Annotated in this window: 14 protein-coding genes; 5 read left to right on the top strand and 9 right to left on the bottom strand. The window is 45.9% G+C overall.

Annotated features, from left to right (window positions below; all coding sequences use genetic code 11):
- Positions 1–11: 11 nt before the first annotated feature.
- Both essC and E6W40_RS06905 read right to left on the bottom strand, forming a co-directional pair.
- The gene (gene essC, locus E6W40_RS06910; RefSeq protein ID WP_136604811.1) at positions 12–4001 is read right to left on the bottom strand and encodes a type VII secretion protein EssC; all 3990 of its coding nucleotides are present in this window, start codon (positions 3999–4001) and stop codon (positions 12–14) included.
- Positions 4002–4036: 35 nt separating this feature from the next.
- Positions 4037–4411, bottom strand: coding sequence for a ubiquitin family protein (locus tag E6W40_RS06905; RefSeq protein WP_246073058.1), 375 nt, complete (start codon positions 4409–4411; stop codon positions 4037–4039).
- A 364-nt stretch (positions 4412–4775) separates the two neighbouring features.
- On the opposite strand from E6W40_RS06905, the gene E6W40_RS06900 reads away from it, so the two are divergent.
- Positions 4776–5015, top strand: a complete 240-nt coding sequence (locus E6W40_RS06900; RefSeq protein WP_136604810.1) for a hypothetical protein — start codon at positions 4776–4778, stop codon at positions 5013–5015.
- Between the two features lie 73 nt (positions 5016–5088).
- Here E6W40_RS06900 and E6W40_RS30255 read toward each other — a convergent pair whose 3' ends face one another.
- The 4 genes from E6W40_RS30255 to E6W40_RS06885 all read right to left on the bottom strand — a co-directional run bounded on the left by E6W40_RS30255 (position 5089) and on the right by E6W40_RS06885 (position 7958).
- Entirely contained in the window at positions 5089–5223 is a 135-nt protein-coding gene (locus E6W40_RS30255; RefSeq protein ID WP_281281438.1) for a hypothetical protein, read from the bottom strand.
- Between the two features lie 93 nt (positions 5224–5316).
- Positions 5317–5844: a hypothetical protein gene (locus E6W40_RS06895; protein WP_136604809.1), complete on the bottom strand. Its 528-nt coding sequence runs from the start codon at positions 5842–5844 to the stop codon at positions 5317–5319.
- A gap of 122 nt (positions 5845–5966) precedes the next feature.
- The gene (rsgA, locus tag E6W40_RS06890) at positions 5967–7058 is read right to left on the bottom strand and encodes a ribosome small subunit-dependent GTPase A (RefSeq protein ID WP_246072898.1); all 1092 of its coding nucleotides are present in this window, start codon (positions 7056–7058) and stop codon (positions 5967–5969) included.
- A 306-nt stretch (positions 7059–7364) separates the two neighbouring features.
- Entirely contained in the window at positions 7365–7958 is a 594-nt protein-coding gene (locus E6W40_RS06885; RefSeq protein ID WP_136604808.1) for a DUF2087 domain-containing protein, read from the bottom strand.
- 207 nt (positions 7959–8165) lie between these two features.
- On the opposite strand from E6W40_RS06885, the gene E6W40_RS06880 reads away from it, so the two are divergent.
- From E6W40_RS06880 to ytaF, 3 genes are all read left to right on the top strand, one after another.
- A complete protein-coding gene (locus tag E6W40_RS06880) occupies positions 8166–9143 on the top strand; it encodes a YpdA family putative bacillithiol disulfide reductase (RefSeq protein WP_136604807.1) in 978 nt (325 codons plus the stop codon).
- Between the two features lie 142 nt (positions 9144–9285).
- On the top strand, positions 9286–9729 hold the full coding sequence (locus E6W40_RS06875; protein ID WP_136604806.1) for a DUF441 domain-containing protein: 444 nt from the start codon (positions 9286–9288) through the stop codon (positions 9727–9729).
- A gap of 373 nt (positions 9730–10102) precedes the next feature.
- Positions 10103–10738, top strand: a complete 636-nt coding sequence (ytaF, locus tag E6W40_RS06870) for a sporulation membrane protein YtaF (RefSeq protein WP_136604805.1) — start codon at positions 10103–10105, stop codon at positions 10736–10738.
- Positions 10739–10847: 109 nt separating this feature from the next.
- On the opposite strand, the gene E6W40_RS06865 is transcribed toward ytaF, so the two are convergent.
- The gene (locus E6W40_RS06865) at positions 10848–12596 is read right to left on the bottom strand and encodes an ABC transporter ATP-binding protein (RefSeq protein ID WP_136604804.1); all 1749 of its coding nucleotides are present in this window, start codon (positions 12594–12596) and stop codon (positions 10848–10850) included.
- Between the two features lie 202 nt (positions 12597–12798).
- Between E6W40_RS06865 and E6W40_RS06860 the strand changes: the two genes are divergently transcribed.
- Positions 12799–13314: an ADP-heptose synthase gene (locus E6W40_RS06860; RefSeq protein ID WP_136604803.1), complete on the top strand. Its 516-nt coding sequence runs from the start codon at positions 12799–12801 to the stop codon at positions 13312–13314.
- An 83-nt stretch (positions 13315–13397) separates the two neighbouring features.
- On the opposite strand, the gene E6W40_RS06855 is transcribed toward E6W40_RS06860, so the two are convergent.
- The gene (locus E6W40_RS06855) at positions 13398–13847 is read right to left on the bottom strand and encodes an NUDIX domain-containing protein (protein ID WP_136604802.1); all 450 of its coding nucleotides are present in this window, start codon (positions 13845–13847) and stop codon (positions 13398–13400) included.
- A 33-nt stretch (positions 13848–13880) separates the two neighbouring features.
- Positions 13881–14201 carry a HesB/YadR/YfhF family protein gene (locus E6W40_RS06850; RefSeq protein ID WP_136604801.1) on the bottom strand — a complete coding sequence of 107 codons (321 nt, stop codon included), beginning with the start codon at positions 14199–14201 and terminating at the stop codon, positions 13881–13883.
- Positions 14202–14440 lie beyond the last annotated feature (239 nt).

The following is a 14440-nucleotide window of genomic DNA, read 5'->3' as shown; positions in this document are numbered from 1 at the left end:
GCCACCTCCCCTCAAACAACAACATGCCATCGGTCACGAATTTCTGTGACCCAGTTATTGCTGTCCCATTGTTCATCGAACGGAATTGCAGCTTTAACCCTGGCAAATTTCCGTTTAATGTAGTACCCCTGTCCCGGTGGAAGAATTTTCAAGCTGCCAGGGGCATTACTGGACTCCGAAAAAGGAATCCGAAAGAACGATAAATCATTAGGGTCTAAAGTCCCGAATAGAAATCCGCTTTGGCAAGATTTCACATCATTAAACCACTCCACCCCGAACGTTGGAAAGTCAGCCGGAACACCCGATAACAGAACATGTACATTCCGGTCACGTCCGAGTCTCACAATGGCTCCGAGCTGTTCCTTTATAGTAAAGTCATTTAACTGTTTAGCTAGAATGTCGGCATCATCGATCACCAGCAGAATGGCTGGTCCTTCCGTCTCTTCACTTCCACGGCGCTGCACCTGCTCATATACTTGACCAATCAGAATAGAGAGCTCTTCCTCCCTCGCGGCGCAGCCCTGTATATGAGGAAGCTCTTTAACCTGCGACAGACCACGGCTTCCATAACGGGAATCCACTGTATACATAAGCATCTGTTCCGGTGAGTAATGATATGCCAACGACAGCATCCATGCAAGTAAAAAGGAGGTTTTCCCTCCCTCCATCGGGCTGGCAATGATGAAATGAGGTCCTTCCTTCAAGTCCAGTTCAAAGGGCTCCAGATCATCCGTAAACAATCCGACAGGTACCTTAAACGAAGATTTCCCCGAAAGTTCTGGCTTGAAGCTTGCCACATGCGGCATAAGCTCATGAAGCAGAATACGTTCCGGCAGCTTTTCAATCTTCGGCACTTGCTCATTTGGATAATGCTGAGCGATGTTCTGAATCTGGTTGCGGAGCGCTATGGAACGCACTGCTTCATCATCGCCCGCTGCCGGCAGCGCACCCTGGAACTCAAGCGGTGGTATATGTCCTTTCACTAAACCTCTGCCCGGAGGCATGGAGCCAGGGTTCCTGGCCGGTCTGCCAACGGCATAATAATAATCTGCAGCATCCGCGAGTTCAAAGGTTGCCGCATTGGCAATATTGCTCCGTACTTTTTCAAAAATATCAGATATACGGTTTGAAGTGATCATGAACGTGATACCAAGGTTACCGCCCTCACGCAAAATAAATTCCAGCATCTCATTTTCTTCAGGAAATGAATTCCGGAAATTCAAGTAACCATCGATGATCACGAGCAGCTGCGGAAGAACGGTCATCTGAGAACGCCGATAAGCGGCAGCAGTTTTTACGCCTACCTCGGCAAACATTTCTTTACGCCGGGAAACGGTCTTCACCAGAAAACGGAACAAGCGTTTAATCCGGTCATCCTCTTCTGCCATCATGACACCGCCAATATGCGGCAATCCTGTGAAATCACGCATCATACGACCCATATCCACGATGTAGCCATTCCACGCCAGTGGAGAGTAGCGGCCTGCCAGTGACATCAGCAGAGTTTGTATAAATGTCGTCTTGCCAAGACCCGGCATTCCATATACTGCCCAGTGTCCCTGGTGCATCGAAATATGAAGCGGTCTTTGGCTTTGGTTAGGCAGATCATCAATCACACCCACGATTCCTTCAAGCTCATGGGCCTGCAGGTTTCCTGTAAAGACTGCCAGATCCTCCAGCTCAAGCCTGTCCGGAAGCGGCGGCAGCCACGGTCCCTGAAGACGCTGGATTCCTGCCTCACTTGCTGCTTCGGCCAGTTTGTCTATAAAGACCTGCAGCTGCTTTGGCGGCTGCTCCATTTGCAGATTCGCTGCGGACATGCTGGTTGCCAGCAGGTTTTCACGTTTTCCGTTCAAAGAGATTTCCGTCGGGACGATCCGTCCCGGCGAATCCGTTTGTTCCACATAAGGTGCACCACTCCAGGCAAACTGCATTTCTTCAAAAGTCTCATCGCTGCCCACCTGTAAGTAGCCACGTCCCGGCTTATTAATCCAGGCTGCATTCGGAATTTTGAGCATGTCCCGGCTGTCACCTTCGTCCTGTACGCGCAGACAAATGCGGAAACGGGCGTTACTCCATATTTTATCGTCAACAACGCCAGCCGGTTTCTGAGTCGCAAGTATCAAATGAACACCCAGCGTTCGGCCTATAGCCGCTATGCTGATCAGTTCATCCATGAACTCAGGCTGATCTTTTTTGAGCTGTGCAAATTCATCAATTATAATGACCAGATGCGGAAGAGGTTCTCCCCCTCCACGTCTTAACTGCTTGTAGTATTCGTCGATATGCTGCAAATTTCCGGCATCATTTAATATTTTTTGGCGACGGACTAGCTCCGCCTTAAGAGATATTTGGGCTCTTTCCATCAAACTGCTGCTTAAATTGGTAATCGTTCCTACAACATGCGGCAGATCGATGAACGTATTGGACATACCTCCGCCCTTATAATCAATGAGCATGAAAGACAGGTCATGGGGATGAAACTCCGCGGCTAAGGAGGCCACAATGGACTGAATAACCTCACTTTTACCTGACCCGGTTGTCCCCGCGATCAGACCATGCGGACCATGCCCCTGTCTTTCTATTTTATCATGAATATTCAAATTGATCTTTTTACCGCCTGCACGGACGCCAATCGGGACCGGGAGGCTGTCTGGATAACGATTATTTTTCCAGCGCTGCTGCACATCCAGATCCGATACGGTTTTCATATTCATCATTTCAAACAGAGACAGAACATCCGGTATATCCGATGCCAAGGAACGTTTCAACCGGACCGGGGCCATGTAACGCGATAAAGCCTCTGCCCTTTCGAGCGTAAGGATATCCGGAACAAAACCCATCTGATCAAATGCCCCGTCCTCGCGCTTTAAAGAGTAATGCCCCTGCTCCCTGCTAACATCCACGATCAGATGGCATTGCATAGGCAGTGCTTCCTTGCGGTCCGACAAAATGATGGTGCAGGTGTCAACCTCTCCGGGTTCTTCCAGCAAAAGCGGAAGCAGCGGCTCCTCTTCGATCAATTGGCTGCTCGACAGTAGGACAAGCTGTACCGGCAATTCAACGGTTTTCTTCTTTTTCTCATTACGTGATGTTTTACGGCGCATCAGGCGCTGGAACAGTTCATCCGCAAGCTGGTGGGTACTGCTGCGCCGGTCAGACATATAGCGCTGGCTCCGGTTCTCATCCCATGTATGCGGGAGCCATCTCATCCAGTCCCAGTCCTCTGCATCCTTTTCCTCGTAAAAGGCGGCGAGCTTCACCTCGTCCGGTGAATGTCGGACAGCCATCTGGGCAATGATGACCCGCAGTGAATTCATGACCGTCTCCCGGTCACCCACGAGACCAATGACTTTCGCCTGAAACAGCGGCAGCGCTACCGGAGCATCCGGAACCGTTTCAAATTCATTCGCAAGCTCCTGCGCCGCTTCAATCAGCGGATCTTTTACATAACCATCCGGACGAGGAACCTTTACCTTCATATAAAAGGGAAGATTTCCGGTTCCAATACGCGTATGCAGAAAATCATCATCCTCAAAAGAACGTTCCCACAGCACGCTGCTCCGGTTTTTGACAACATGAAAACAGACATCAGGATCACCGTGAACTTCTAAAAGCACATTCACTTGTTCCTTATGCCCTATGGTTAATTCTTCTCTGTGTTTGTCCAGCTCCACATGATATAAGCGGATACGCTCTTTCAGCTGTTCCTTATATTTCTTCTTGTTGCCTAGATAGACGAAGAAAGGAATCGTGTAAGATGTCAGCATCATCATGACAGAAACCATCTGAAACATAATAAAGCTCGAATTGCCCATCTTTCCGGTCAGATTCATATATATATAAAATCCAATGCTGAATATCGTCATTACCGCCGGAAGTAGAATGGAAATGAGAGAGAAAGAAGGCTTGTTTGGCTCATTCTGCGGTCTCAATATTTCGATATTCTCTTCTTTCAGCGTTGGCTTGATTCTTGGCGAGCGTTGATACAACACATTCACGATGCGTCAGCTCCTCCTTTAGCTTCCAAAACGTTCTATGTATTTTGTACGTGTTTTTTTCTCCAAAGTTGCTCTCTTAATCCCCCATTACCCCAATAGACCTCATGTTGAAACAGGCTCCTCTTCCCATATACTGGAGCCTCTTCATCCGTTGTGGAGAAAGCGCGCTGAAGCCTTACCAGGCTGCCTTCCCGAAGGCCTGCTTCGGCGATATCCTGAGAATCACGAATCGTAAACCAGAGCCCGTCCGGAAATTTTCCTTCCAATATATATTGTTGGCCGGCTTGAGGCGCTTCCCCGTGCACCCTCATTCCCAGCATTTCCTTCAATTGAATGACGGGATAGTCGTCCGGTACATCTATATCAAACCAATCTCTTTGCTGGCGGCTTTTGATGACGGTCAGAATCAATATTTTACACCTCTCATTCTCTGTAAATCTATGATTCATAAGATACAATAACTTCTATGATAATGTATCACTCGTGCGTAAACATGTCAATTTGTGACAAATTAACTAGATTAAATCATTAAAATCAAAAATAGAATAGGTTCAGAGAATCATTTCCATTTATTTTTCATTCCTGTTTATGATAAAATATCCTTTTTCAAGTAAGATCAATATGACAATTTCACATCTTTTATATCCATGAAAATCCCTATGAATCTGTGAAAATTGTGTGCAATTTAAGTTTTTATAAGCTTTCTTTAAGGTATTTTTAATAATCGGGGTTTAGAATACAAATATGGAATAACACGAATGAGGTGATTTTTCTATGAGAATGTTAATTAGTTTCCAAAACAAGCTGGTCCCAGTATACTTCAGCAGTGAAAACAAACAATCCGTCCAAAAAATATTAAAGCTGCTAAGCGGCACCTTAGAAAATAAGTTCCAATACGGCAAAAGAGCATTACAAAAATGCCTGAATTCATTAATCAGCATCGAAATCGAAGGCTCTGAAGCCATTTTGCACAGCAAAAGTGAAAATGACACACTGGCACTGTCCCTCTATTAAGAGGGATTTTTTTTGTCTGCAACAAAAAAGGAGCCTTAATGTAAGACTCCCCATGATGGATACATGTGTATCATTATTTGAAGGAATACCATTCCACCGCGTTTTGTGCTTTCTGAATACGGATCTTGAACAACTGAAGCAAACTGGAGCGAGTATGTTCTTCCGGGCAGGAGTCCAGTTTTCTTAAAATAAACCGATCAATGGACATGTCCATCCTCTCCCTTAAGATTCATTCAGGAACTATTTTCCTATTTTCCTGTTTTACATATTTACCCGCATAAATGCTTTTTAATCACGCTGTTTACCTATGCAGTACCTGCTCTGCTTCTAACGTTAAAAGCATCATTAAAATATAAATAATCAGGGATGCCAGGATCAGGAGGATCCCCAGAATGACGGCAAGAAGCGGCGCGAGCGGCGCAATCAGCAGAATGAGAAATGTAGCAGTAATGACGATGATATACCATCTCCAGCGCTGAATCGCCTTGTTCTGAAATTCATGAAAACCCCTGCGGCCGGCAAGCTCGCTGATGCCATAACAAAGATGAAAAACAATGTACAGCTTTAGGATGTAGAGCACGACATTAAACAAAAAGTAAAACAACCATGACTGGAGTGATGCCCACGATATGACGAGAGACATAACCGAAAGAATGATCATAACAACCGACATATTTTTAGCCTTGAGAAAATGCAGCGACTTGCTTTCCAGTTTTACGAAACCGAGAAAGAAGAGCACATACCCGACCACATCCGGCAGTATGTCAAAACCATTAATGCGGATATCAATCAGAAACAGAAATCCCCAAAATAAGTGTAAAAAACCCACTCTCTCCACCTCCCGCAGCTTCCTTTATATTATATATTGGTAGGGCAAGCCTAATTATAACTTAAAAAGAAAGCCTTTACATCCAATATATACCATTTCAATTCCGCTCCGGTGATCCTTTCTCATTCCTCACTTATACGGCTGTTCCAGAACGCAGATTTCCGGCGTACCGGCTCCTTCGCAGATTGATCCTTCCGATTGACTTTCCTTTGGGTGCGCGCCTCCTTCTTAATTTGGAACTGAAGCTCGCGCTGGGTCTTACGGTAATTCTGCAATCTTTTTTCATCCAACTCCCCGTCAAGGACAGCTGCAAGAACGGCGCATCCCGCTTCATTCTCATGCTGGCAGTCCATAAACCGGCATCCTTCACCGATCGATTCGATATCAGCAAATACCTGCTCCCATCCTCCGCCGTCATCATCATAGAGCTGCAGCTCCCGCATTCCCGGCGTATCCACCATCAGTCCTCCCTGTGGCAGCAAAAACAGCTCCCTATGGGTGGTCGTATGCCGGCCCCGGCTGTCCTCCTCGCGGATACCCTGCGTCTTTTGCTCAATGGATTCCGCCAACCAGTTGACGATCGTCGATTTGCCGCAGCCGGATGAGCCCGTAAGTGCTACCGTCACCCCCTCCTTCAGATAACCGGTAACCGCCTCTTTTCCCATATTCTCAAGCGCACTAACCACATGTACCGGCACCCCAGGTGCAATCAGTTCCATTTCCGCAGCCTTCATCTCCGCATCATCACACAGATCGGCTTTACTCAGCAGAATGACCGGATTCACGCCACTGTTCCAGGCCATGATCAGATACCGCTCCATCCTCCGCGGATTGTAATCATCATTCAGTGAAGTCACCAGGAAGAGTACATCGACATTTGCAGCAATCAATTGTTCCTGTGCCGATTTGACACCAGCCTTCTGTCTGGAAATGCTGGTTTTTCGGTCGATAATACTGTGAATAATGACTCGGCCCTCGCCTTCAAGCATATGCAGCTGAACCCAGTCGCCAACGGCAGGATATATACCTTTACTCTGAAGCGTATGCTGCATTTTGCCGGACATTTCCCCCCACGCTTCTCCTTCTTCCGTGAATACCCTGTACTTTTGACCGTGATCCGCAATGATTCGTCCTGGTTTATGCTGACTGCGTTCCTCTTTGTTCCAATGGTTTTCCCAATACATATTCCAACCGTATTGCATCAATTTGTTCAAATAAAATCCCCCTAAAATGGTGTTTGTTATTTATGAAAAAACCCCGAAGCTTATCGCTCCGGGGTTATTGCATACATTCGCAATAAAAAAAGCCGCGGAGACATAAGGTCTCCGCGGCATATAAAAATGGTATCCCTCATGTTGTATTAGAACATGGGAACCTTCTTAAGCCGATGAAAGGAGACCGATATACATGCATAACGAACGACGGATACAAATAATGTGTTGTTTTTCATGTTTTATCGTCTCCCTTCCTGTCATATGCTGACATCATAACCAGTTTAGCAAATCATTGTCAAGCCCTTTTTATTTGACGTTCTCCCAATGTGTCCACAGCTCACGCGGATTAAGCTCATAGATTTCGTCTTCCCGGTACATAAACTGATGCATAATAAACTCTCTTCGGATTGTGGCAAAATCATCATGGTACTGCTTGATAAACTCATTAATTTCTTTCTCTGGATACTTGCGTCCCGGCTCCAGTTGTTCAATCATATGCTCGAATGCGATCAGCTTTTTCTTATATTGGGCAGGAATTTGGCGCAGACGGCCGTCCTTCGCAAAGAAATTGCGGATCACCGCTGCTTTCACATTTTCATTCACGGGTTCGGACATTTCCTTACCTCCTTCCTTGAAAATCAAATGAAGTGATGCCTCTGCATGCTGCTGGATAAAATAGCGGTTTTGGGCAAAATAAACCGTGTTCTTTTCACGTCGCTCTGTAATAAGTGCCTCCTCTCTAAGCTTGGCTGCATGATGAGTGACCGTCGGCTGTGAAATGTTCAATTTTTCTGCCAAGGTTTGACCATTCATCTCCCCTTCTGACAGCAGCAGCAAAATACGAAGCCGTGTCGGATCAGCCAATGCTTTGTGGTAATTGACGATTTTTTCAAGCTGCATCTCTTCACTCCCCGGGCATCAAATAGTTATCCGCCACCTAATTATATGTTTATCTAATTTAATGTATATCTAATTATATATTTATCAAATACTTTATGTCAATTCACATTTTTGTCATCCTTAAATCCCGGGTAAGCTGCTGGTTTTTGTCAGTAAATTACGATACGATGGTAAGTGAATTGTTTATAGTCAGAGGAGGAACAAACCATGCAAGACGTTATTATTATTGGAGCCGGCCCCTGCGGATTATCGGCCGCAATTGAATGCGAACGCAGAGGGCTGTCCACACGGATTATTGAAAAGCATTGCCTAGTGCATTCCATATTTCTATATCCGACTCATATGCAGTTTTTCAGCACGGCTGAAATGCTGGAAATCGGAGATATCCCTTTTCCTAGTTCAAATGAAAAGCCGTTTCGCTATGAGGCGCTAGCCTATTACAGGAAAGTGGCAGAACATTACGATCTTGCCATTTCACAGTATGAAGAAGCCCTGTCTCTTGAGCGTAAAGGAGATCAATCCTTTGTTGTCGAAACTGTGGACCGAACGGGAACTCATCATCAATATGAAGCCCGTAACGTAGTCATCTCGACAGGTTATTTTGATCATCCCAACTATATTGGCATACCGGGAGAAGATTTGGACAAAGTTACGCACTACTTCCGTGAAGCACATCCTTACAGCGGTATGAAAGTTGCCATTATCGGAGGAAGCAACTCTGCCGTTGATGCGGCCATGGAACTGATTCGCGTCGGCGCCAAAATCGATATGATCTATCGCGGCGAAACGGTGTCCGAGAATATCAAGCCATGGGTACGTCCAGTATTCGAAGCCATGGTACAGAAGGGCAAAATAACCGTCCATGTTCAGTCTCATGTTACGGAGATCTCCCAGGACTCCGTTACTATTGAAAGCAAAGACGGTGAAATCAGCAAGGTGGATAATGATTTCGTCCTTGCCCTCACCGGCTTCCGTCCTGACCGCAAGCTGTTGTCTTCCTGCGGTGTTGAACTTGACGGCGACATGGAAAAGCCGCTCTATAATACAGAAACGATGGAAAGCAACGTGCCCGGACTCTATGTCGCAGGTGTTATCGCATCGGGGCGCAATGCCAATGAAGTATTTATCGAGACAGGACGCGAGCATGGTGTCCGGATTGCCGAGCATATCACCGCTACGAAATAACAGCATCTATTATGAATTGCTTCCTGTAAAAGGATTCCTTACGGTTATAACCTCCTGCATATGGATATTTTCTGACTGCAATAAGAATACTGCTGTATAGAGGGTATTTTTTGTCAGTAATGAATGCGGGAGGCGAAGCTGGTTGGATATGACGTCATTGATTTTGCTGATTCTGGCAGCTCTGGGCATCATCAGCAGCAATTCACCGATTACGATCGCTATGATTGTTCTGCTTCTTCTGCGGGTGCTTCATCTCCAGCAGCTGTTTCCTTGGCTCGAGAAAAACGGACTGACCCTTGGCATTGTGATCTTGACCATTGGGGTTATGACGCCTCTGGCCAGTGGAAAAATGAGCCTGCAGACCATTGGTGAATCGTTTTTGAATTGGAAATCGCTGCTCGCTATTGTGATCGGAATGCTGGTCGCCTATCTTGGTGGCCGCGGAGCTTCACTCATGGCCGTAAACCCTACGATTGTAGCCGGTTTGCTGGTCGGAACCGTTCTTGGTGTAGCTCTTTTCAAAGGTGTCCCTGTTGGTCCACTGATTGCGGCTGGAATTCTCTCCCTTATCATCGGCAGAGTATAATCAACTGCTTGTACCTGTTTTTTACAAGAAAGATCATCGTATCATGCTTCCTCTGCAAGCTGGCGTCGATTCCTAATCGGCGTCAGCTTGTTTAGCTTCCAAAACCGATGCCTATGAAAAAGCTCTCATAAAAAACGGAAAAACATTGAGAAAATCTCAACAGTCACTCAAAAAAGAAGACATAGGCAGGCGCCTATTTACCTTACTTACCTTTCCTGGTAATGGAATTTTGGGCGAACATCTCCCTACATCAGGTGTTGAGAGTCATGTTGATTTTTTATCAACGATTTGATGTGGGATAAGCACTCCTTTCTCAACACTCCTATATACTGTCATGTAAACAGAATTTTCTACTTGAGAGGAGCTTTTGAATATGGTTTGGCTTTTGATCCTTGGTTTAGCGATTTCATCCAGCATCGATAATTTGGGGGTGGGAATTACTTATGGCATACGGGGGATTCGGATTCGTTTACTATCTAACATGCTGATCTCTGTCATTTGTTTTCTTTTCAGTGCAGCCGGAATTTATTTCGGACAATGGGTCTCTAAGGTCATGCCGGGGATATTCCCGGTGCTGCTTGGAGCTTTCCTGTTAACCGTCATCGGGATTCGCATCATTTTGCTCGCGATCCCGCGTCACCCGAAGAATATTGATCAGACCGAGAAAGACTCTGCAACAATGGCGAAAGGATTGAACGGAATACTTAAAAACCCCGAGCGTATAGATTGGGACCAATCCGGAGACATCGGCTGGGCAGAAACGGTTATTCTCGGAATTGCCCTCTCTGCGAATGCACTAACTAGCGGACTAGGGGCGGGACTTCTCGGATTACCGCCTTTTCTCATCGCAATTACCGCTGCAATCGCTAGTTTTATTACCGTGTGGTTAGGAGTTCTGCTTGGCAGAAAGGTGGCTCACTTGCGAATTGGTGCTTTCTCAGTTGGACAGTTCGGTACACTGATCAGTGGAATTCTGCTTATCATCATTGCTGCCAATTCTTTTTTTTAACAAGCCAAATTCCGATTTTCCATTCAAACAAAAAGAGGTTAGCAGGGAACATTCTGCTAACCTCTTTTTGGTTTAGTTTTATAAGATCTCAAACCATGGCAAATGTCTGTTACACTTCGAGATGCTGCACATTAAACAGTCTTGCATAGCTGCCTTCCATCGCCATCAGCTCCGTATGGGTACCCTGTTCGGTAATCGTACCATGTTCCATTACAATAATTTGGTCTGCATGGGTAATTGTCGACAATCGGTGCGCAACAATCAATGTCGTGCGATTGACGGACAGAGATTGCAATGCTTGCTGGATCAAATGCTCGGACTCCAGATCAAGCGCCGATGTAGCTTCGTCAAGAACGAGAATATCCGGATTTTTCAAAAACACGCGTGCGATCGCAATCCGCTGCTTTTGTCCTCCCGAGAGCTTGACGCCTCTTTCCCCAACCTCTGTATCATAACCTTGAGGCAGATTCATGATGAATTCATGGGCGTTGGCTGCAGCCGCGGCCGCCTCTACCTTGGATGAATCCGCATCTGGATTTCCGATCAAAATATTATCCTTTACGGAGCCGCTGAAAAGAAAGTTATCCTGCAGCACCATCCCGACCGAACCGCGGACACTCTCCATCGTTAATTTCCGCACATCCTCGCCGTTAATGCGTACACTTCCCTGCTGGATATCATAAAACCGCGGAATCAGTGAGATCAGACTGGATTTACCTCCGCCGCTCATGCCAACAAAAGCTACCGTCTGTCCATGCTTAATCTCTAGATTTACATCCTTAAGCACCCAATCCCCATCGTTGTTATATTTGAACCATACTCCGTCAAAAGAGATATTGCGTGCAGGCGTATTCAGCTTTTTGGCATCCGCAGCATCCACAAAATCATAAGGCTCGTTCATTAGCTCCATGACCCGCTCCAGAGAAGCAGATGCCTGGGTTAACACGGTTGAGGAGTTGATCAGCCGTTTGAGTGGAGCATACAGCCTGTCCAAATAACCGAAAAATGCGATAAAGGTACCAAGTGTCAGACTATGATTGATGACGCGATAGCCACCATACCCGATCACAAGCAGCGGTGCAATATCGGTGAGTGTATTAATAATCGAAAAGGTCAGCGCATTCCAGCGGGTTGCGGCAAGCGCCTTGTTCAGAAAGTTCTGGTTAATATTTTTAAACTGTTGATGATCATGACGTTCGAGAGTAAAACTGCGAATTACTGATATCCCCTGAATCCGTTCATGAAGATATGCCTGGATCCCGGCCAGTGCCTGGGAGCGGTCTTTGGTCAGCTTCTTGAGCCTTTTGTACAGCATTTTAACGGCAATGGCGTAAAAAGGCAGAATCGCAATGGATACCAGCGTAAGAACGGGATTGAGATAGAACATGACTCCAAGGACAAACAGCAGCGTAAACATGTCCAGCCAAATATTCATCATACCGACTTCCACGATGTTTTTCGTCTGCTCCACGTCATTAACAAAACGCGATATCGCTTCTCCTACCTTCGTATTCTGATAATACCGCAATGATAGGCGCTGCAAATGTGCATACAGCTTATTCCTCATATCGAACAGGATGCGACTCGTGATAAGCTGGGCAAAATACTGTCTTAAGTATTCAACGGGTCCACGGATAATGACAAACAGAAACAATGCCCCTCCAAGAATTAAAAACAGCTGACTTGCCTGCTCCTGAACTGTCAATTTGGGGTTCATGAGCAGATCATCGACGACATATTTCAGGATCATCGGCAGGGTGAGCGGAATCCCGAATTTCACCATCCCAATGATCAGCGTCAGGACAATCCACTTCGTATATGGTTTAACAAATTGATAATAAGCTTTCCAGTGACTCAATGCCTTGCACTTCCCCTTTCTTCTTCGAACACATGCCATTCGGCGGTAAATCTATATTACCCGAGTGAACAGCAGATTCACCCGGTTGACATTTCCTCCTTACAATGATTAGATATTTTTAAGTTACAACATCGTTCCATTGAACCATAAGCCATGTAACCAAAGACCCTGCCGCTATCGCAGGGACCTCAGGAGGCCCCAAATGCCAAAACAATTCGTTACGGAAGCGGTCATGCTAGCCATATACGGAGAACTGCTGCTGACTCCCGTGCCGGTTGAATATATGATACCGTATACCAGCCTGCTTGAGCTTTATGAATTTTTAGCAAGTGATGAGCCATTGATGAGCAACAACGAAGATGACAATCATGTAAAAGAGAAAATCAGGGAATTGGTTGATTATCTCGATGAGCCGCTAAATAAGAAGAAAATTCAAAAAGCTCTCAACGTGCCATGGGCTAAAAGCCCGTATATTCTGATCGGAGAATCCACACGCGTTTCCGTGGTCAATGCCATGGATACCGCTCCATATGGTGAATTTTTCGATCCTGTCGAAACCGAGCTGCTGCTCGTTTCCCAGCGGGAACAGGTACCTCTGCTTACGGATCAGCCGGAGCTCATTCACCGCATCATTGATGCCTCGGTACCCGTACAGGTATTTGATATTGATGACTTTCAGTTTGCTGTGGAAGCCGATAACTTTACCCATCATATTTAATCCGGGTTCACGGGATCGTATAAGCAGTCAAAAACTCCTTTCCTCATGGAAAGGAGTTTTTTGCGGCTTACACGGTTTGGAATTTAATCCGTAATTGATCGAAGGCTGCTCAGAAGAGTCATGGAGAGCAGATCCACCATCGACCATGGTTCTGTGAAAAAGCGTAGCGCCTTGTTTACTTCCGCCTTGAATTCCAGCTCGCTTTGAAGCCCTTTCGCTTCATATAGCGCAATGACTAAAAATTCTTCATCCCCGCTGCTGTTCACCTTTTTGAATTCAGGGCCTGAAAACATCTTCAGCAAAGTCATATCCTTCGCCGTCAGAGCGGTCTCCTCCCATAATTCCCTGCGGGCAGCGTCTTCCAGCGATTCTCCAGGTGTCATCGAACCGAGGGGAAGCCCCCATTCCTCAGCCCCCGCCCTCTGCTGCAGCAGCACTTCCTTGTCTTTATTCTTCACAAGGATGGCTACCAGTATGGTGATTTTGGACATTTTTTTAATGTATTGGCGGAAATCACGGTCCAAATGAGACAAGCTTCTCCCTCCTTCAACAAACCATATTCTTAATTACCCGGCGTTCGAAGTCGTATTTTCCTGATCTTCCTCATAAATATATTCAATGTCGTCCTGGGATTCCAGGTAACGAACTACCAGGTCATAGCCTCTCAAATACCAACCGTCCTGCTCCTCCATAAAAAAGATAATTCCTTCCAACTCTTCCTTAAGCAGCGGACGTTCAGGATCTTCTACCGATATGCCAAGCGAAAAACCGGGATGGAGTCCCCCACCCGAACTGTACCGGGGAAAGAAGCGCAGCGCGCTGCCATTCTGCAGCCCCAGTTCCTTGATGTACCATTTTGCCGCGTCGTTACTGATTCGAAGTTTCATCAGGCTTCATTCCCTTCTATCGATGTTGTGCGTGTTCAAAAATAATCTACATACAATATATCATAACATTAATCGATCACCTCCTGAAAATATAAATTGACATAGTTGTGAGGAGGGTGATAAAATTCTCTGCATACGAGGTCCAAATTCAAATTATTACCAAAGAAAGGGTGAGTAACATGTTCAATTTCATTCATGATCAATTTAACCAAACGACAATTGAATATCGGTGCAACCCT

Source organism: Paenibacillus dokdonensis (assembly GCF_004916975.1).
Lineage (GTDB): Bacteria > Bacillota > Bacilli > Paenibacillales > Paenibacillaceae > Paenibacillus_AQ > Paenibacillus_AQ dokdonensis.
This window is presented reverse-complemented; position numbering and strand designations above follow the sequence as displayed.